This window comes from Micromonospora sp. C95 (genome assembly GCF_018070465.1).
Taxonomy (GTDB): Bacteria; Actinomycetota; Actinomycetes; order Mycobacteriales; family Micromonosporaceae; genus Micromonospora.
In genome coordinates, this window is the sequence record NZ_JAGPXT010000006.1 from 107,104 (window position 1) to 126,459 (window position 19,356).

At 73.5% G+C, this 19,356-nt stretch carries 14 protein-coding genes and 2 pseudogenes; 6 read left to right on the forward strand and 10 right to left on the reverse strand.

Annotation, left to right across the window (positions count from 1 at the left end):
* The first annotated feature begins 136 nt into the window (after nt 1–136).
* Both KBX00_RS09745 and KBX00_RS09750 read left to right on the forward strand, forming a co-directional pair.
* Nucleotides 137–1,342, forward strand: a complete 1,206-nt coding sequence (locus KBX00_RS09745; RefSeq protein ID WP_210825454.1) for a low temperature requirement protein A — start codon at nt 137–139, stop codon at nt 1,340–1,342.
* A gap of 85 nt (nt 1,343–1,427) precedes the next feature.
* Nucleotides 1,428–1,634, forward strand: coding sequence for a hypothetical protein (locus KBX00_RS09750; protein WP_210825456.1), 207 nt, complete (start codon nt 1,428–1,430; stop codon nt 1,632–1,634).
* A gap of 84 nt (nt 1,635–1,718) precedes the next feature.
* On the opposite strand, the gene KBX00_RS09755 is transcribed toward KBX00_RS09750, so the two are convergent.
* From KBX00_RS09755 to KBX00_RS09775, 5 genes are all read right to left on the reverse strand, one after another.
* Complete coding sequence (locus KBX00_RS09755; protein ID WP_210825458.1) at nt 1,719–3,290, reverse strand: hypothetical protein; 1,572 nt, start codon at nt 3,288–3,290, stop codon at nt 1,719–1,721.
* A gap of 179 nt (nt 3,291–3,469) precedes the next feature.
* Nucleotides 3,470–5,560: an amino acid transporter gene (locus tag KBX00_RS09760; protein ID WP_210825460.1), complete on the reverse strand. Its 2,091-nt coding sequence runs from the start codon at nt 5,558–5,560 to the stop codon at nt 3,470–3,472.
* A gap of 130 nt (nt 5,561–5,690) precedes the next feature.
* Nucleotides 5,691–6,086 carry a hypothetical protein gene (locus tag KBX00_RS09765; protein WP_210825462.1) on the reverse strand — a complete coding sequence of 132 codons (396 nt, stop codon included), beginning with the start codon at nt 6,084–6,086 and terminating at the stop codon, nt 5,691–5,693.
* Nucleotides 6,087–6,375: 289 nt separating this feature from the next.
* Nucleotides 6,376–7,161 (reverse strand): DUF5995 family protein, encoded by a 786-nt coding sequence (locus KBX00_RS09770; RefSeq protein ID WP_210825464.1) that lies wholly within the window; start codon nt 7,159–7,161, stop codon nt 6,376–6,378.
* 102 nt (nt 7,162–7,263) lie between these two features.
* Nucleotides 7,264–10,137, reverse strand: a complete 2,874-nt coding sequence (locus KBX00_RS09775; protein ID WP_210825466.1) for a helix-turn-helix transcriptional regulator — start codon at nt 10,135–10,137, stop codon at nt 7,264–7,266.
* Nucleotides 10,138–10,330: 193 nt separating this feature from the next.
* On the opposite strand from KBX00_RS09775, the pseudogene KBX00_RS29185 reads away from it, so the two are divergent.
* Nucleotides 10,331–11,455 (forward strand): annotated as a pseudogene (locus KBX00_RS29185) (AAA family ATPase); the annotation flags it as partial.
* A gap of 798 nt (nt 11,456–12,253) precedes the next feature.
* On the opposite strand, the gene KBX00_RS09785 reads toward KBX00_RS29185, so the two are convergent.
* Entirely contained in the window at nt 12,254–12,853 is a 600-nt protein-coding gene (locus tag KBX00_RS09785; RefSeq protein WP_307868403.1) for a dienelactone hydrolase family protein, read from the reverse strand.
* 109 nt (nt 12,854–12,962) lie between these two features.
* Nucleotides 12,963–13,334: pseudogene (gene paaI, locus KBX00_RS09790) on the reverse strand (hydroxyphenylacetyl-CoA thioesterase PaaI); the annotation flags it as partial.
* A gap of 433 nt (nt 13,335–13,767) precedes the next feature.
* On the opposite strand from paaI, the gene KBX00_RS09795 reads away from it, so the two are divergent.
* Entirely contained in the window at nt 13,768–14,478 is a 711-nt protein-coding gene (locus tag KBX00_RS09795) for an MBL fold metallo-hydrolase (protein ID WP_210825468.1), read from the forward strand.
* 22 nt (nt 14,479–14,500) lie between these two features.
* Here KBX00_RS09795 and KBX00_RS09800 read toward each other — a convergent pair whose 3' ends face one another.
* Together KBX00_RS09800 and KBX00_RS09805 are read right to left on the reverse strand one after the other, a co-directional pair.
* Entirely contained in the window at nt 14,501–14,836 is a 336-nt protein-coding gene (locus KBX00_RS09800) for a hypothetical protein (RefSeq protein WP_210825723.1), read from the reverse strand.
* A gap of 121 nt (nt 14,837–14,957) precedes the next feature.
* Nucleotides 14,958–16,223, reverse strand: coding sequence for an MFS transporter (locus KBX00_RS09805; protein WP_210825471.1), 1,266 nt, complete (start codon nt 16,221–16,223; stop codon nt 14,958–14,960).
* Between the two features lie 155 nt (nt 16,224–16,378).
* On the opposite strand from KBX00_RS09805, the gene KBX00_RS09810 reads away from it, so the two are divergent.
* On the forward strand, nt 16,379–17,362 hold the full coding sequence (locus KBX00_RS09810; RefSeq protein ID WP_210825473.1) for a LacI family DNA-binding transcriptional regulator: 984 nt from the start codon (nt 16,379–16,381) through the stop codon (nt 17,360–17,362).
* Nucleotides 17,363–17,380: 18 nt separating this feature from the next.
* Here KBX00_RS09810 and KBX00_RS09815 read toward each other — a convergent pair whose 3' ends face one another.
* Nucleotides 17,381–18,007 carry a TetR/AcrR family transcriptional regulator gene (locus KBX00_RS09815; RefSeq protein WP_301547649.1) on the reverse strand — a complete coding sequence of 209 codons (627 nt, stop codon included), beginning with the start codon at nt 18,005–18,007 and terminating at the stop codon, nt 17,381–17,383.
* Nucleotides 18,008–18,073: 66 nt separating this feature from the next.
* On the opposite strand from KBX00_RS09815, the gene KBX00_RS09820 reads away from it, so the two are divergent.
* A complete protein-coding gene (locus KBX00_RS09820; protein WP_210825477.1) occupies nt 18,074–19,231 on the forward strand; it encodes an FAD-dependent oxidoreductase in 1,158 nt (385 codons plus the stop codon).
* The last annotated feature ends 125 nt before the right edge of the window (nt 19,232–19,356 follow it).

Here is a 19,356-nt window from a genome sequence, read left to right on the forward strand (position 1 = left end):
CCGCGCCGGCGGCCCCGGTGTACGCCATTCCGGTGACCGGCTCCGATGGGGACGCCACCGGGCCGGAGCCGTCGTTACGGTCGATAGGCCGGCCAGGCCGGCACGCCGCACCGTCGCCGGCTGCCGGGAGCCAACCGTGCCGTTCGCCCACCTACAGCCCGACAACCCGCGGCCACCTCCCACCCGCAGCACGTCCACCACCCGCCGGGTCACCCTCCTGGAACTCTTCTTCGACCTGGTATACGTCGTCGCGTTGGCGCTCATCTCGCGCGGGCTGGCCGAGGAGATCAACTGGCACCAGGCCGGTCAGGCGCTGATCCTGCTGGGCGCGGTGTGGTGGACCTGGACGATCACCACCCTGATCACCGACCTGTACGACCCGGAACGCACCGAGATCAAGGCCCTGGTCCTCGCGGTGATGTTCGGGGTGCTGCTGATGGCCAGCGCGATTCCCAAGGCGTTCGGCGACCGAGGGCTGATGTTCGCCGGTGCGTACGTCGTCATCCACCTCGGGCGCGGGTTGTTCATCATTCCTGCGGTACGCGACGACCCGCAGGTCCAACGACGTGCCGCCAGGGTCTTCTGCTGGTTCGCGCTGTCGGCGGTGCCGTGGATCGGCGGCGCGTTCGTCTCCGGCGACGCCCGGATGGCGCTGTGGCTGCTCGCCCTCGGCCTCGACTACCTCGGGCTCCGGCTGTCCTACCCGGTGCCCGGGCTGGGCAGCGTCCCGGCCGCTCTGTTCAGGTTGACCGCCGAACACCTCGCCGAGCGGTATCAGCAGTTCTTCACCATCGCTCTGGGCGATGCGATCCTCGTCACCGGCATCGCCTACACCACGAACCACTCGGAACTCGAGGACGCCCTGGCGCTGCTGCTGGCCTTCGTCACCACCCTGCTGCTCTGGCGGATCTATGTGCACAAGGCCGGGGAACTGCTGCCCGTCGCCATCAAGGTCACGAACAGGCCGACCCGTTTCCTGAGCACCTCCCCCTACACCCATCTGGTGATGGTCGCCGGGGTGGTCGCCACGGCGGCCGGCTTCGAGCTGGTGCTGCACACCCCCACCCTGCCCGCCCGTACCCCGCCCGAATGGGCGGCGATCATGCTCGGCGGCCCGGGGTTGTTCCTGCTCGGCCGGGCCCTCTTCGAACGCGAGGTGTTCAACCGGGTGTCGTGGTCGCGGCCCGCCGGCGTGGTGGCGCTGCTGGCCGTGGCACCGGCGGTGCTGTTCCTGCCGGCACTCAGCGCGTCGCTGGCCGCGCTGCTGGTGCTCGCCGGGGTGGCGCTGGACGACCTTCGCCGCAGCCGCGGTCGTCCGCCCGAGGCGCCCACGCCACCGTAGGGCACGCAGGTCTCGTTAGCCGCTCGGCGCGTCTGGGTACAAGGTCCGCACCTTGCAACCCAACCCCCGATTCGTGGAGGAAGCCATGCGCGGCACGTCGATATTCGGAGTCCTCGTGGTGATCTGGCTCGTCATCGGCGCCATCGCCGCCGGACAGCGCGGCTACTACAACGACGAGGAAACCAACTGCGCCGAGGCCGGCACGATCCTGGTGACCATCGCCGCCGGGCCGCTGAACTACGTCGGCGCCAACCCGGAGGTCGACTGCGAGCTGCCCCAGCCCTCTCAGTGAGCCCGGTGACGCACGACCAGGGCCCGTGCCGGTTGCGGACACGGGCCCTGGTCGTCGGCGCGGATACCGGCCGGACGTCCCGGCTCAGCGGAAGCAGTGCGCCACCGGCACCTTGCTGCCCAGGCAGTTGGTCGGCGAGTTCTCGACGACCACGCTGTCGTCGTCGATCTTGACCTGGGCCCGCTCGGCCTGGATCCCGCCGGCCTTGACCGTGGACTGGTTGCCGAGCACGTGGCTGCGGTAGAGCGAGGTCGAGCCCGCCGTCACGAACAGCCCCGCCCCCTGCGACCGCTTGCCCACCGCGGCGTTGCCCTTGACGTCGCTGCCCCGGACGAGCAGGTTGGACTTCTCGGCGTGGATGCCGCCGCCGTTGCCGCGCGTGGTGTTCCCGCTGACCACGCTGTCGTCAAGCGGCAGCAGACCCTGGAAGCTGGAGATGCCGCCGCCCTTGCCGGTGGCGATGTTGTCGCGGACCGTCAACTGCCGCAGCACCAGCACCGCGTCGGAGTTGGCCAGCCCGCCACCGGTCTCGGCGCTGTTGCGTGCCACCAGGGTGTCGAAGACCTTGGTACGCGCGGAGAAGCTGGCCATCCCACCGCCCTGACCGGCGTTGTTCTGCACGAAGGTGGAGGAGTAGACGTCGCCGGCGGCCCGGAAGTTGGCCAGTCCACCGCCGTAGCTGACCGCGCTGTTGTGCCGGAACTCGGTCCGGTGCATGGTCATGACGCCGCCGTTGAGCAGGCCCCCGCCCTTGCCCTGGGTGCCGGCGGCCCGGTTGCCGATCAGTTTGCTGTCGCTGATCTGGAGGTTGCCGTCGTTGAAGATGGCACCGCCACCGCCCTCCGCCGACAGCGAGGTACTGCCGACGACGGTGACCCCTTCGACGACCGCCGTGGCGCCGTGCACGACGTGGATGCTGCCGCCCTCCGCCGCCGAGCGGCCGTTGCGCAGGGTGACGTCCCGGAGGGTCAGTTCACCCCCGTCACGCACGGTGAAGAAGCGGAAGTCGGGCGTGTTCAGCCCCCGGACGATCGTCGCACCGGAGCCCTCGATGGTGATCCCGTGGTAGATCACCGGCAGGCCGGCCTTGTCGTCGGCGGGGTTGCGCGGCGGCGCCTCGGCGTCGCCGGGGTTCTCGGCGGTGTCGGCGGCCTCCCGCGCGTCGCGGATGCCTCCGTCGTACTCGTCGGGCTGTTGGAATGCGTGGGTCAACGTGTAGGTGCACTTCTCCGCCAGGCGCAGCGTGGCACCGCCCTCGGCGTTCGCCCGCACCAGAGCCGCGATGAGCCGGCCGGAGTCGCAGGGCACCGGCACCACCGTGCCGTCCGGTGCGCGCCCGTGGTGACCGGCCGACCGGCCGTTCGCACCTCCCGAACTGTCCGGGGTCGCGCCGGCATCGTGTCGCCACTCGGGCCGCTGCCGGTCCGGCCCCCGGCGTTGCGGTGTCTCGTCGACTCCGGGTACGTCATCCTGAAACATCGCCGCGGGCCGGCTCGGGTCCGGTGCCGCCGGGTCACGGTCGGCGGCCGAGGCCGTGACGGCGGTCAGGCCCGCCGCCCCGGCCACCAGGCTGCCCGCCACCAGGCCACCGGCCAGCAACCACCGGGACCGCCGACCGGGTCGGGTGGACCCACGGCTCCCTTGGTACGTGGACATCAGCGCTCCTGCCTCTCGTGCATGCGAAACACGGCCGCACCGAATCGGGCGCGGGGCGGCCGACGTCGCGTCAGCCCCCAGAGGCCACCGTACGGCGACACACTGCGCAAATCAGTCATAAGTGAATGCGTACGCCATTCGGCTTCACATCTACCCGGAGCCGGCATCGGCGATGCCGCTCAACCCCCGACGTGGATGCCGGGTCGACGCGCGGGATCGGGTTCGGACTTGCGCAGGATCTCCCGGACCACCGGCGGGGTGTCCCCCCGACCGAGGATGAGGTAGCGCAGCAGGTGGGCGATCGGGTTCCCCTCCGACCACTCGAAGTGGGCGTGCGGTCGTACGCCGGTGGCGTCCCGCAGCGCCAGCAGGATCGCCGCGATGGCGTTCGGCGCCGCCGGGCTGCTCGCCCGCAGCACCCGGTAGCCACCCACCTCGACACCGCACACCCGCAGCACGTGACGGAACCCGGAGGGATCCAGCACGTCGATCTCCAGGAAGAGCACGTCGGTCGCCCCCGGAACCGGGTTCAGGCCGCGCTGCGCACGCTCCTTGATGGTGTACTCCTTGACCGCACCACTGCGCCGCTTGTGAGCGATCAGGTGCAGTCGGCCGTCGTGGGCCACCGAGTCGGCGATGAACCGCCGCGCCGTCTCGTCGAACTCGACCCGCTCCGCCCGTAGCTCCGTGGTGCGGGTCACCCGGGACACCAGCGACACGGCGATGATGCCGAGGATGAACAGCCCGGAGATGGCGATCCCGTCCGGCTTCTCGATCACGTTCTCGACCAGCGCGTACAGCAACACCAGGGTGAGCACCGTGAAGCCGGCGGCGACGCCGCGTTGCCGCCGGCCGGCGGCGGCGATGGCCACCGCGACCGCCGCCGAGACCATCATCGCCAGGATCCCGGTGGCGTACGCCCCCGCCTGCGCGTCGACGTCGGCGCGGAAGACGACGGTCAGCACGATGCAGACAAGCGTGTAGACGATCACCACCGGGCGCACCGCGCGGGCCCACTCCGGCGCCATGCCGTACGAGGGCAGGTAGCGCGGCACGATGTTGATCAAACCGGCCATCGCCGACGCGCCCGCGAACCAGAGAATCAGCACGCTGCTCATGTCGTAGGCGGTACCGAACGCCTCACCGACCTGCTCGTGGGCGAGATAGGCCAGTGCTCGCCCGTTGGCGGCCCCACCCGGGGCGAACGCCTCAGGTGGGATGAGCACCGCCGTGACGAAGGTGGTGGAGAGCAGGTAGACCGACATGATCAATGCAGCGACGGTGAGCAGCCGCCGCGTGTTGCGGATCCGGGCGGCCAGCCGGGCCGGCGCATCCGGCCCCTGCCCCGCCACCAACGGCATCATGCTGACCCCGGTCTCGAACCCGGACAGGCCCAGCACCAGCAACGGGAAGGCCAGCGCGGCGGTCAGCGCCACCTCGCCCGGACCGCCGCCCGTGGTCAGCGCCGCCGTCCAGTCGGCCAGGGGACGGGGATCACCGGCCAGTTCGGCGAGCGACACCGCCACGATCACCGCGTTCAGCCCGAGGAAGGCGGCCACCAGCGGTACGGCCACCGCCACCGCCTCCCGGAAGCCGAGCAGGAACACCGCACCGAGGATGAGCAGCAGGACGACGGTCACCCCGACGGCGACGCCGGTGCCGCCGAACCACTCCGGCAGATACGGATTCTGCAGCACGTGCACGGTGGCGTCGGCCGAGGAGAGCGTGATCGTGACGATCCAGGACGTGGCGACGAATCCGAGCAGCACCAGCACGAAGATCTTGCCCCGCCAGAACGGCAACAGTCGTTCCAGCATGGCCACCGAACCCTGGCCGTGCGGACTGTCCCGGGCCACCCGGCGGTACATCGGCAACATGCCGAACAGGGTCAGTGCCACGATCAGCAGCGTCGCCACCGGAGACAGCGCGCCGGCGGCCAGGGCGGCGATGCCGGGCAGATAGGACAGGGTGGAGAAGTAGTCGACGCCGGTCAGGCACATCACCCGCCACCAGGCGTGCGACCGGGTCTGTCCCTCGGCGGTCTCCGGTCCGACCGGCTGCACCCGGTGGACGAACAACCACCGGCGCAGCCGGCTCTCCGGTGCCGCCGGGCCGGTCGGCACGGCCACCCGCTCGGGCATGGTGACCCGGCGCCCCGCCCGTTCCCCCTTGCGCGTCGGATCCCGCGCGGCACGCAGCCCCGGTTCCGGTGCGCCGGGCGCCGGGCGGCGGCGTTCCCGGCCCCGTCGCGCTTTCGTCCCGTCCCCCATGCCCCCGCCTCACCGTTGTCGAACAGACCGTAGGTGGTGGTTCGGTCCGACCCACCGCACCCCGATGGTCAGCCGCCGACCGGATCCGGTGCCCCGGCCCCAGGGTCACGGTCGACCGGTCCGCCCTTCGTCAGCCGCCGTCCGGTGCGGTCAGCACCCGGGCCAGGTCGGCGGGGTCGGCCACGGTGACCGTCAGTCCGGGATGACGCGGCCATCCGCCGGGAAGCAGGGCGGGCACCGGCCGCACGAATCGGACGCAGAGCCCGGCGGCCGTGGTGGTGCCGAAGGTGACGCCGGTGTCGGCGCCGGACAGGTGCGGACCGATCACCCGCCACCAGCGGTACGGGCCGCCGCGCTGCACGCCCGCGACGTTCTTCCGCTCGGTACGAAGCCGCCAGGGGCCGAACCGGACCAGCAGTTCACCGGAGTCGACCCGGACCCAGGCGGTGTCGGGCCGGACCCCGATCAGCGCCAGCAGCCAACGGAACCGCGACTCGAAGCGGAACTCGAACACCTGAGCGGTCATCACCGGGCTCCGCGGCCGGCGCGATCTCCCGGCCGCGCGGGACGGGGCGGGGCGGCGGGGCGCGGTCGCGGTCGGGCGGCAGGACGGCGCCGGGACACAGCGGTCATGGTGGCGGCGTACCCCGCAGGGGCCGGCCGACACCCCCCGGGCCGGCCGGCCCCTGTTCCCCGTGGTCCCCCCGTGCTCCCCGTGGCCCCCCGGTGGCCACCTCCGGACGCTGCCGCCCGGGTCTCGGGTCGGATGTCCCCGCGCCCACAGGTGGGCGGGGCGCGGGGACCCCCCGTCCCGGTTACTGCAGGAACGCCCCGAGGGGCGACAGCAGCAACCGACCGAGCGCGGCGGCCGTGTCGTCGAGCCGCCTGCGCTCGCGCTCATGCTGGTGCGGGTCGTGCCGGCACCGCCAGATCCGCTGTGCGTTGCGCCAGGCGACATCGCGGGTGTAACTGATCAACTCACCCTGGTACCAGTCGTCGATGTCGCCGTTGAGCATGTCGATGAGCAGTTGCCACTGCTCCAGGTAGCCCCGGCGCAGCCCGGGGATCTTGTCGGCGAAGATCTTGTTGATCTCCAGGTAGTCGCGGTGCTGGTCGCTGCCGTCGACCGGCTCGGACTCCAGGTGGTCGAACGTGGTGACCAGCGCGAACGGCAGGTCGAAGTTGATGTGCGCGTTGACACCGGCCGCCGCCGAGGGCAGCGGCCGGGCGTCCGGCCCATGCATCCGCTCGAACAGGCACGTCCAGGCTCTGGGAGTGCTCGGGCTGGCGTCGCTCCACATGCGTAAGGCGTCGAAGTAGCGGGCCGCGAACTCGACATCCAGTCGGGACAGGAAGGCCGGATCGACGAAACGGTCGGTGTACAGCCCGTCCAGCACGCTGCTGGTGATGGTGAGGTACAGCTTGTTGAAGTCGGCCAGCGGGCAGCTGTCCAGCAGCGGCGGGAGCCGGACCAGCATGTCCTGCAGCTTGGTCAGGTGGTCGACGACAGCCGGCACGTCGGTGGGGTGATCGGCCAGCAGATCGACGATGTCCCGGTGCACCGGCCCCCACACCGGCTCCCCACACCCGCGCTCGCTCATGTCCCCTCCAGGCTGCCCGGCGTCGTCGTGCCCGTTGCGACACCGGGCACAGCCTTTCAGGCGTCCGCCACGCGGACATCAGTAGAACGACGTATCCGACACCTACGCGCGACTACGCAGGAAGATGGCGCTCGCCTGAACCCGGGTACGCACCTGGAGCTTGTCGAAGATGTGCGACACGTGGACGCCGATGGTCCGCTCGCTGATGAACAGCCGCTGGCCGATCTCCTTGTTGGTGAGCCCTTCGGCGACCGCGGCCAGCACCTCGCGCTCCCGCGCGGTCAGGGCGGCCAGTTCGTCACCACCCGACCCGTCCGGCGTCGGGATCCCGACCGCACCGCGTTCCTCCAGCGCGACCCGGGCCCGCCCGGCGAGCGTACGGATCTCGTCGGTCAACGGCACCGCCCCCAGCGTCTGCGCCATCTGGTACGCCTGGCGCAGCAGCTTCCCGGCGGTGGCGGCCTTGCGGCGGCTGGCCAGCAACGCCTCGGCCTGACGCAGCCGCGAGTACGCCGCCGGGTACGGATGGTTGCGGTGGTCCCACTCGGCTGCGGCCCGTGCCCACAGCTCCGGATCCGCCCCGTCGAGCCGACTCACCTCGGCGGCGCACAACGCCAGGTAACCGTCGACCACGTAGCGCACCGGCCGGGCCGCCCGCTCGCTGCGCTCCGCCACCCGGTCGGCGATCCCGCGCAGCCGGCGCACCGCGTTGTCGTCGACGGCGACGGTGCGGCTGGCGTGCGCCTCCGCCTCGGCGCGCAACCCGTGCCAGACCAGCACCGCGAGGATGACCAGGTCGTCGGAACGGGTCTCGGTCAGACCCCGCTGCACGGCGTGCCGGGCCACGTCGTGCCGCCCCTGCCACATCGCCATCCCGGCCCGCAGGGTGAGCAGCGGGATGACGTGCCGGGCACCGCCGCCGGCCAGGATGGTCGCCACCGCGTCCAGATCCCGATCGGCCGCCTCGACGTCGCCGTAGCCGACCGACAGCCGGCAGCGGGCCAGCAGCAACTCGACGGCATCCGCGCCGGAGGGACGGTGCCGCAGTGCCGAGGCGACCACCTTCTCCGCCTCGGCCCACTGGCCCACCCGGAACAGTCCGTTCGTGGCGATGGCCAGCAACCGGGTCTCGTAGGAGCGACCCAGCCCCAGCTCGGCGACCCGCTCGGCGCCCCGGCGGGCGACCACGACGCCCTCTTCGAGGATGTTCAGCGGCCCGGTCAGCAGCTCGGCCAGGTGCAGGTAGGCCAACGCCACGGCCTCCGGGCTGCCGGCCCGCTCGGCGGTGGCCAGGGCCCGCCGCAACACCGCCAGGCCCGCGTCCGGATCCTGCCGGTACGCCTCGGAGAAACCCAGCGCGGCGCTGGCCAGCACCACCTCGGTGGTCGCGCCCTCCACCTGCTCGGCCAGGGCCAGCGCCTCCCGCGCCCGCCGGCCCGCCTCGGCGTACCGGCCGAGTTGCAGCAGCAGCTCCGCCAGCCGGGCGGCGGCGGTGGCCCGCTGCCCGGGCGTGCAGTCGGCGACGGCGAGTGCCTGCTCGTACTCCACCTCGGCAAGCGCGGAACGGCCGGCGGCGGCCAGGTAGCGGGCCCGCCGGATGTGCAGCTCGCAGGCCGGGAGGTCGGTGTCGGCGCCGGCCAGTTCTTCGAGCAGGGCCAACGCACGCGCGTACTCACCACAGTGGTGCGCCGCCTCGGCCGCCCGCCCGAGCAGCGTGGCCCGGTCGACGTCGGGCAGCCCCTCGGCCGACTGCACCGCCACCGACCAGTGTCGATGCGCCTCGGCGTAGCCGTACAGCCGCTCCGCCTCCTCGGCGGCGGCCACCGCCGCTGGCAGCGCCCGCTCCGGCTCACCGGCCAGCCGCCAGTGATGGGCCAACCGGGCCTGGTGCAGCTCGGCCGGGGCGGAGGTCAACGCCTCGGCGTAGCGGCGGTGCAGCACCGCCCGCTCGGCGGGCAGCAGTTCGTCCTCCAGCACCTCGGCGACGAGCCGGTGGCGCAGCCGGTAGCCGTCGGCGGAGCCGACGAGCAGCCGGTGGGACACCGCCGCCCGGACCGCGTCGAGCAGCTCGTGCTCCGGCAGCTCGACCACCCGGGCGAGCAGCCAGTGCTCCACCGGTTCGACTCCCGCGGCGACGGCGTGCACGGCACGGTGGGCCGGTCGCGGTAGCGCGTCCACCCGGGCCAGGAAGACCTCGCGCAGGGTGTCGGACAGCCCGTCCCGACCGTCGCGCAGTTCCCGGGAGAGTTCCTCGGCCACGAAGGGGTTGCCGCCGCTGCGCTGCCACAGTTGCTCGGCCGCCTCGGGTACCAGTGGCCGACGCATCACCGCGGTGGCCAGTTCCTCGGTGCCGGCCCGGTCCAGCGGAGCCAGATCGAGCACCCGCACCGAACGCAGTCGGCGCAGCTCGGTGAGCACCCGGCGCAGCGGATGCGCTCCCTGCAGCGACTCCGACCGCACCGCCGCCAGCACCGACAGTTGCAGGTCACCGAGGCCGGCGAGCAGATACAGCAGAAGTTGCCGGGTCGTCCGGTCGACCCACTGAAGGTCGTCGAGCACCAGCACCAGCGGGCGGTCACCGGCGATCACATTCAGCCCCCGGGACACCCGCTCCAGCAACGCACCCGCGCCGTCCGGGCCGGCCCGGTCCTCGGCGAACACCCCGAGCAGCGCGCGGACGGACGCCGCGGCCGGCGGGGCGAGGTCGGCGTCGAGGCGGCGCAGCGCCTGTCGCAGCGGGTGCAGCGGGGAGGCGTCACCGATGTCCAGACAGGACCCGGTGAGCACCAGGGCACCCCCGTGGCCCAGTCGGTCGGCGACCTCGCGCAGCAGGCGGGTCTTGCCCACGCCGCTCTCACCGGTCAGGAACACCGCCGCCGTGTGTCCCGGCGCCACGTCGTCGAGCAGCGCGGATCGTACCGTCGCCACCAGGTCGTCGCGACCCACGAGCGGTGTGGTGTCCACGTCGCTGGCCATGGCTCGCAGCCTAGTCACAGGTTCCGCCCCCGTTCTACAGGTGCCTCGCGTCTGTCCTACTCATCGCGTCGACATTGCGACCAAAGGTTGCGTCCGGCCGACATACGTCGTTCTGCAGATCCGCCGTCGGACCAGCGGTGACAGGCTCCGGACATCGTCGGCGCGCACGGGGGGTGAGGCAGGTGCGATCTCCATGCCCAGTTCTGTTGTCGCTGGTCAGGCCACCGTCGGGCGAGTGCGGTGGCCCGTGGCGGAGGAGCGGCGGACCGTCACGGTCCTCTTCGTCGACATCGTCGGGTCGACCCGATTGGTCGACCGGCTCGACCCGGAGGACGTCCGCGCCCTGCAACGGGCCTACTTCGGCAGCGTCGCCCGGGTGCTGCGACGGTGGAACGGCGCGGTGGAGAAGTACGTCGGCGACGCCGTGATGGCTCTGTTCGGCGCACGCCACGCGGACGGATGGGACGCGTATCGGGCGGTGCGCGCCGGGCTGGAGATCCAGCGGGCACTCGACGGCCTCCCGCTGGCCCCGGCACCGGGACTGCGGGTCCGGGTCGGCGTCGCCACCGGCGAGGCCGTGGTCGACCTGACCACCAGCCACGACGGCGGGCACGGCGTCGCCAGCGGTGCGGTCATCACCCTCGCCGCCCGGCTGCAGGAACACGCCCCGCCCGGTGGGGTGGCGCTCTGCCCGGCCACCCATCGGGCCGTCGCCGGGCTGATCGCACAGCGCCCGGTCCCGGCGGTGGCCGTCGTCGGCAAGGCGCTGCCGGTCGACGTCTGGCATGCCACCGGCACCGAGCCTCCCCGACCGCCACGACACGTGGGTGCCCTGCTCGGCCGCCGACGGGAGTTGGCCGTCGCCGGCGAGCACCTCGCCGAGGCGGTGCGCGGGCGCGGCGACCGCCGGGTGCTGCTGCTCGGTCCGCCCGGCAGCGGGCGCAGCAGCCTGTTGCGGGAACTGGTGCGGACCACCCGCACGCTGGACGGGGTCCCGGTACGTTGGTGTCCCACGGCCTGCCCGCCCTACCCGGAGGCACCGCTGCAGCCGGTGGCGGACCTGGTCCGCGGGCTGGCCCGGGCCCGCGTCACCGACGACCCCGAGACGGTACGCGGCCGGCTCGCCGCCGCCCTGACGTCGCTGGTGCCGGCCGACCTGCTGACGCCCGCGCTGGCCACAGTGGACGACCTGTTAGGGATGACGGTCGCCCAGGCGCGCGCGGTGCCGTACTGGTGGGAGGTGTTGCTGAGCCTGGCGCGACGGCAACCGGTGGTGGTCGCCGTCGACGATCTCGACCGTGCCGCACCGGCGCTGCGCCGCCACCTGGCCACGCTCGTCGACCTGGCCGACGAACGTGACCTGCCACTGGTGCTGGTCGCGACCGGTACTCGGGAGCGGGGCACTGCCGCTCGCCGGGAGGCCCGGGTGCGCCTGTCACCGCTCGACACCATCAGCACCGCCCGGCTCCTGCGCCGACTGCTGCGCCGGGCCGGTCAACCGACCGGGTTGGTGCCCCGGCTGATCGCCGTGACCGGTGGCAACCCCGGCCGTGCGGTGGCCTACGTCCGCATGCTCACCGCGCTGGCCGGGGTCGCTCGGCCGGGCCGGTTCGCGGCGGACGGCACCCCCCGAGCGCTACCCGTACCGGAGTGTGTCCGGCGGGTCGTCGAGGCCCGGCTGGACCGTCTCGGCGGCGGTGCGCGTGCGGTCCTGATGGCCGCCGCGCTCCTGCCGGGCCGCACCGTGGCGGAACTGGCCGCCGTCCTTGTCTGGCCGGATGCCCGGGCGGCGGCGGAGCTGGCCACCCTGACCCGCGACGGCCTGCTGCTCACTCGGCCGGCCGGCGGCTACGAGGTGGCCGATCCGGTGGTGCGGCAGGTCGCCCGTGCCCGGCTGCCCCGAGCCGTGCGGGCCGCCTTCGCCCGGCGGGCGGCGCGAGGCACCCCGACGAGCGCGGCGGGTGCGGACCATCTCGACCCGGACCGCGCGGCCGGCATCGCGTCGGCGACCCCCGTGACGCACCACCGGGAGCCGCCTCCGACGCGCTCGGCACCAGTGCCGGCACTGACCCGCGGTCCCATCCCGCACGCCGGTTGTCGGCCCCGGATCGCCAGGTCAGCGCCGGGCGAGGAAGGCCATGACCCGGTCCCAGGTCAGCGCGGCGGCGACCGGGTCATGGTCGGCGACGCTCGGGTCGGTGAAGAGGTGTCCCGCCCCGGGATACCGGTGTGCCACGAGATCGGCCCCGGCCGCGGTCATCTCCCGCTGCCACGTGTCGACCTCGTCGGGTGGGTCGTAGGCATCCGGGTCGGCCAGGTGCAGCTGCACCCGGAGGCCGGGACGGACCGCCGCCGGAGACCCTCCGGTGCCGTGCAACAGCAGCAGTCCGCCGGTGTCCGGTCGTTCGGCAAGCAGCGCACCGGCGACCCCGGCACCCATCGAGAAACCGGCGAGCACGGTGTCGGGCGGCAGTCCGTCGAGCGCCGCGCGTGCCCGGTCCAGAACGGCCTGCTGGCCGATCCGCGCCAACAACGCGAAGCCCTCCGCCACGGAGTCCACGGCGGGTACGCCGTACAGGTCGGGCGCGTGCACCTGGTGACCGGCGGCGCGCAGCCGGTCGGCGGCCGCCAGCACCGCTGGTCGCAGCCCGTACACGGAGTGGAAGAGCACCACATGTCCCATCGGGACATCCTGCCCGACCCCGGCGCCGACCATGGATCGACGCGCGCGGGTGCCGTACCGGGCGGCCGGCTCAGCGGTGCTGTTCGGCTGCCGGCGCCCGGTCCGGCTCCACCGGTTCCGGTGCGCCACCGCCGGGATCGGCTGCCGGGCGCAGCGTCCGGCTCTGTCCGCGAAACTCCGCGACCACCTCCCCGTCCGCCCGGCACACGGTGACGTCGTAGATGCCGCTGCGGCCGTACCGGGTGCGCTCGCTGGCCCGGGCGACCAGCAGATCCCCCTGCCGGGCCGGGCGGACGAAGGTGATGTCGGCTCCGGCGGCGACGGTGGCCGGGCCGTGGCTGTTGCAGGCCAGTGCGAACGCGGTGTCGGCCAGCAGGAAGACGAAACCGCCGTGCGCGATGCGGTGTCCGTTGACCATGCCGTCGGTGATCCGCATGCGGGCCACCGCGTTGCCGTCGGTGGCGCTGATCAGCTCGATGCCGAGCCGGTTGGAGGCCACGTCGGCGTCGAACATCTCGTGTGCGGCGGTGCGCTGTGATTCCACCTGGTGTCCAGTCCGTTCCGGCCGGGCGCCTCGCCCTCGCTCACGAAAATCATGGCAGCACAGGTCGGCGCACCTACGCGCGGGCTTTCCCGAGCGGGGGCGGCTCCCGGCCCAGGTTCGACGACGGCGTCCCGGGTCGCTCGGTTCGGCGGGGTGTGCCGACCGAGCGCGACCGAGCCGGACCGTCTGTCCGGTCCGACCCGATCCGATCATCGCCCCGCCATTCTCTCGTAGTTGCAAAAGCTTGGCAACAAGGCTGGACAGGAAAGCCCGCCAGTAACTGGCGTGCTCTACCCGACCGGGCACAGCCCGGAGTGGACACCCCCGATCTCCTGGCACCGCACGGCCCTCAGGTGCCACGGCTGCACGATCGCCACGCAGGGGTGGGAGCTAGGGTGCGGTGATGGTGGTGGCGTTCGAGCATCTTGTGGGTCGGGTGTGGCTCTGTCCGGGGGATCCTGATCCGGACCTGGTGCAGGCGGGCGTCGCGGTGATCGCCGACGAGCGGGGCAGTGTCCTGGTGGACGCCGGCCAGAGCCCGTCGCACGCACGTGAGCTTCAGGCGGCGCTACGGGCCGCCGGTCTACCGGCTCCCCGCTGGCTGGTCTACACCCATCATCACTGGGACCACGTCTGGGGCGCCTGCGCCTGGCCGGACGTGCAGATCGTCGGCCATGCCAGCGGTGCGGAGCTGCTGCGCGCCGAGGCGGCCCGGCCGTGGAGCGTCCGGTACCTGCGCGAGGAGGTGCTGCGCAACCGGCGGCTCGGGCCGAGTTTCCGGGCCCGCGCGCTCGCCGTCGACTCCTGGGACGAGTTGCGGATCCTGCCGCCGACGCGCGTCTTCACCGATGAGGTGAAGTTGCCCACCGGCGTGCTGGTACGCCACGTCGGCGGCCGGCACGCCCCGGACTCCACAATCGTGGTGGTGCCCGATTCGGGGGTCATGCTGCTCGGGGACAGCTGGTATCCGCCGCCGGCGCACCTGCGTACGCCGGCGGACGAACCGGACCTCGCGCTGGTCGGGCGGCTGCTCGACGACGACATCGGCTGGTACGTCTCCAGTCACAGCCCACCGTTGACCCTCGACGATGCCCGGGCGGCGATCACCGGCTGAGTCGGTCGGCAGCCCGGTCGGCTCAGCGGGCGCGACGCTCCGGATGGGCCCGGTTCCAGGCGCGCATCCGGTCCGGATATCCGACCTTGTTGGCCTCGTAGAGCGGGATGGCGTGTTTGCGGGCCAGGGCGCCGGCGGCGCGCGGCGTGCCGGTGCGGCGGCGGATCCACTCCCCGTCGTGGGCGATGGCCATCACCGTGGTGTCGGTGGCGGTGGTCTCCGGTTCCAGGTAGAACTCCACCCCCTGCCGGCTGGTGGCGAACCGCTCCAGCGCGGCGAGGTCCTCGGGGGTGGCCTCGCGGTCGAGTTTCGTCGGGGTGCCCTGCGCGGCTCGTGACCGCCGGCTGAACCAGCCCATGCCCGGCTCCTCTCCTCGGCGTGACTCCCAGTGCAGCACCGTCACCTGGCAGATCCCTGTGAGCCGGGTGAGAATCCCCCGTCGCGGTGAGCCGGTCGACGGCGGCCCGGCCACCGGCCCGCTACGCATCCGGCTGCCCCGAGCCCGCCCGCGCCGGCGCCCCCGTGCCGCCGGCGTCGGGCGGGCGGGCCGCCGGGACCAGCAGGAGGGTCGGCAGCAGGAGCAGCGGTACGACCAGCAGCGCCCGCAGCGTGCCCACCTGGTCACCGAGCAGGCCCAGCAGCGGCGGCCCGGCCAGGAACGCCGTGTAACCGATCACCGCGACCACGCTGACCCGTACGTGTGCGTGCTCCTCCTCGTCGGCGGCGGCGCTCATCCCCACCGGGAAGCCGAGCGAGGCACCGATCCCCCACAGCGCGACGCCGACCACCGCGACCGGACCGGAACCGGCGAGCACCGCCAGACCGGCGCCGACGGCGGCGAGCAGGATGGTCGTGGTCAGCACCGGCCCCCGCCCCCAACGGTCCAGTGCCACCGTGCCGACCGTTCGGCCCAGCGTCATGCCGACCACGAACACGCCGAAGACCGCCGCGCCGGCCGCCTCGCTGAAGCCGTAGCCGTCGATGAAGGCGACCGCGAGCCAGTCGTTGGCGCTGCCCTCGGCGAACGCCGCCGCCAGCACCAGCAGACCGATGAGCAGGGTGCGGGGCTCCCGCCAGGCGGCCAGCAGCCGACTGCGGCGGCCGGCCGGGGTGCCGGCCGCCGCCGGCTCGGCCGGCAGGAACGCGCGCGCCCCGAGCAGGGTGCCGCCGAGCACCAGGGCGGCCAGCACCGCAAGGTGCACTGCGACCGGGACGCCCAGGCGGGCGGCGCCCGCGCCGACGCCCGCGCCGGCCACCGAGCCGAGGCTCCAGGCGGCGTGGAAGCGGGGCATCACCGTCCAGCCGAGCCGCCGTTCGACCGCCGCACCCTCGACGTTCATCGCGACGTCGCAGGTGCCCGAGCCGTAGCCGAGCGCGAACAGGCCCACCGCCACTCCGGGCAGCCAGCCGGCGACGCCCGCCGAGACTCCGGTGATGGTCAGCCCGAGCGCGACCAGCACGGTGGACGCCGCCACCGCGCGCGCCGCGCCGAGGCGCTGGGCGACCAGGCCGGCGGTGGGCATGGCGAGGATCGCCCCGAGGGACAGGGCGAGCAGGAGCAGGCCGAGACGGCCCGGGCTGAGGCCGAGGCCGTCGCGGACCGCCGGTACCCGGGCGAACCAGGTGGCGACGGCCAGTCCGTTGAGCGCGAACACGACCGCGACACCGTTACGGGCGGCCAGCACGGCGCCCGACGGGCCGGGGCTGGCCGGCGGGGTGGCGGGGGTGGTGACGGCGGGGTCCACGTACGTTCCGGTCCTCTCCTCGGAGCAGTACGACGATCACACACCTGGGAGCGCTACCACCACAATCCGTCGCCGGTCCTTACCAGTGGCCGTCGGGCACGGCATGATGCTGTTGGGCGCCCAGGTGGGCGGGAGCGACAACGGGGAGAACGCCAATGACGACCGCAGCGCACCGCCCGGCGACCCTGGACGACGTGGCCCGGGTCGCCGGGGTGTCCCGCTCGACGGCGTCCCGGGTCCTCGCCGGTAACGGCTTCGCCTCACCGACCGCCCGCGCACGGGTACGCACCGCCGTGGACCTGCTCGGCTACGTGCCGAACTCGGCGGCCCGGGCCCTGGTGCACGGCTCCGGCGTACGGCTGCTGATCGCGGTGGCCGGCGCCGACCCGGCGGTCCTCGACGACCCCTACGTCGACCAGGCCGTCGCCGCGGTGGCCCGGGCCTGCACGCCGCACGGTCTGGGCGTCGCGGTGCAGTGGGTGCCCTTGGGCGCACCGGAGTGGCTGACCCGGTTGACCGACGACCGGGGCGTGGCCGGCCTGGTCCTGCTCAACACGACGCCGGCACTGCTGGACCTGGTGCCGCGCCGGCTGGCCGGCCGGGCCGTGTCGATCGGGATCGGTTCGGCCACGGTGCCGTCGGTGGACATCGACAACGGCGGCGGCACCACGGCGATCGTCCGTCACCTGCACGACACCGGCCGCCGACGGATCGCCATGGTCACCGGCCCGCGCTGGCTGGCCTGCGCCAACCGCTCGGTGCGGGCGTACCGGACGGTCATGCACGACGCCGGCCTGCCGACCCGGGAGGTGGTCGGCGACTTCAGCGCGACCCGGGGGTACGCCGCCGCTCGGGAGGTGCTGCGACGCTGGCCGGACACCGACGCGATCGTCGGGATCAGCGACGCGACCGCGCTCGGCGTGATCGGCCGGCTGCGAGCCGACGGCATCCGGGTGCCCGACGATGTCGCGGTGACCGGGTTCGACGACATCCCACTGGCCGCCACGGTGGCGCTCACCACGGCCAGTCACCCGGTACGACAGATCATCACCGCGGCCGCGACGATGGTGCTCGAGCAACGCACGGCACCGGAGACGACCGTCTTTCCCTCGGCGCTTGTGGTACGCGGCAGCGCCTGAGTTCCGCCAGTCGTCCCCTCAGTCGACGAGGGCACGCAGCAGGTCGCGTACCGCCTCGGTGAGATCGGCGCGGCTGGCCGGGGTGCCGGGTGGCGGCGCGCTCAGCGCCCCGGCGCCGACGAGCCGGTCGAACAGCAGGCCGTCGACGAAGGCGACGAACCGATGACCCCGGCGTCGGGGGTCCGGGGCACCCGCGCGGGCGAGCAGATCCTCGGCCTGGGCCCGCAGCACCGCCCCGTGTTCCAGGATCGTCCGCAACTGCGGTCGATGCACCGCCTCCAGCAGGCAGGCGTACCGGGCCAGGGTGCGCGTCCGGGCGCCGGAGAGCCAGTGGTCGAGCACTCCGGCGATGCCGGCGGCGAGCCGGTCGAGGTCCGCCGGGGACAGCGGCCGTCCCGGCGGCGTCGGCGGCGTCCCGGGGGGTAACTCGTGGCCGGCGATGTCGACGCGGTCCAGGTCCGCGAGACGCCGCACCACCGCCTCGATCAGCGCCTGCCGGGTGCGCAGGTACGCCGAGGTGGTCCCGGCCGGCATCCCGGCACGCCCGTCCACCGCCCGGTGGGTCAGTCCCCGCATGCCGCTTTCGGCGATCAGCCCGATGGCGGCGTCGGCCAGTACCGCCACCCGCTCCGCCCGCCCGCCCAACCGGTTCCCCCTCCGCCGTTCTACGGATGTAGTATGCCTTTCTACAGGCGTAGAAAGGCGGTCGCCGTGACCGAGAGGCATGCGGTCGTGGCCGGTGCGGGCATCGGCGGGCTGGCCGCCGCGCTCGCCCTGCACCGGCGAGGCTGGCGGGTCACCGTGCTGGAGCGGGCCCCCGAGCCGCGTGAGGTCGGCGCGGGCATCACCCTGATGGCGAACGCGGTACGCGGACTGGACGCCCTCGGCCTCGGCGGCGAGGTGCGCCGGCTGGGGCGCGACGGCGCCACCGGCGGGCTGCGCACCTGGGACGGGCACTGGCTGTCCCGGGTGGACGCGGCCGAGCTGGAGCGCGTGCTCGGCACCACGGCGCTCGGCGTGCACCGGGGTGCCCTGCACCGGGTGCTACGCGAGGCGTTGCCGGCCGAGGTGCTGTGGACCGGTTGCGCGGTGTCCGACGCCGACCCGGCCAGCGGCACGGTGCGCTATGAGCGCGGCGGCGCGTCGGCCGAGATGTCCGCCGACCTGGTGGTCGGCGCCGACGGGTTGCGCAGCGCGCTGCGTACCCGGCTCTGGCCGGACAGTCCGCCACCGGTGTACTCGGGCTCCACCGCCTGGCGGGCGGCGATCGCCTTCGACGGGCCGGTCCCCGCGGCGGTCAGCTGGGGGCCGGGCAGCGAGTTCGGCATGGTCCCGCTCGGCGACGGACAGGTCTACTGGTACGCCGCGACCTGCGCCCCGGCCGGCGGGCAGGCCGGCGACGAACTGGCCGAGGTACGCGAACGCTTCGGCCACTGGCACGACCCGGTACCGGCGCTGCTCGCCGCGACCCGACCCGACGAGGTGCTGCGCAACGACCTGTACCACCTGGCCACGCCGCTACCCCGGTACGTGCGCGGCCGGGTGGCCCTGCTCGGTGACGCGGCGCACGCCATGACTCCGCACCTGGGGCAGGGCGCCTGCCAGGCGATCGAGGACGCGGTCACGCTGGGCGCGGTGGCCGGTCCGGCGGTCGACGTGCCGGCGGCGCTGCGCGCGTACGACCGGGTGCGCCGGCCCCGCAGCCAGGCCATCGCCCGCGCGGCCGCCCGTACCGCCCGGTTCGGACAGGAACTGCGACACCCGGTGGCCATCGCGGCACGAAACGCAATGCTGCGCCTCACGCCGAGCCGGGCGGCGCTGCGGGGCATGGCCAAACACGCCGACTGGCATCCGCCCCGACCCGCCTGACGTCAGAGCCGCCACCACCCGATCAAGTAATTGCGACCAACCCTTCAGGATATCGATTTTCCCGGTTCGCGACCTCGGCCGAATGTGACGGGATGCCGGTAAGATCGGCGACTGGCATGTGACTG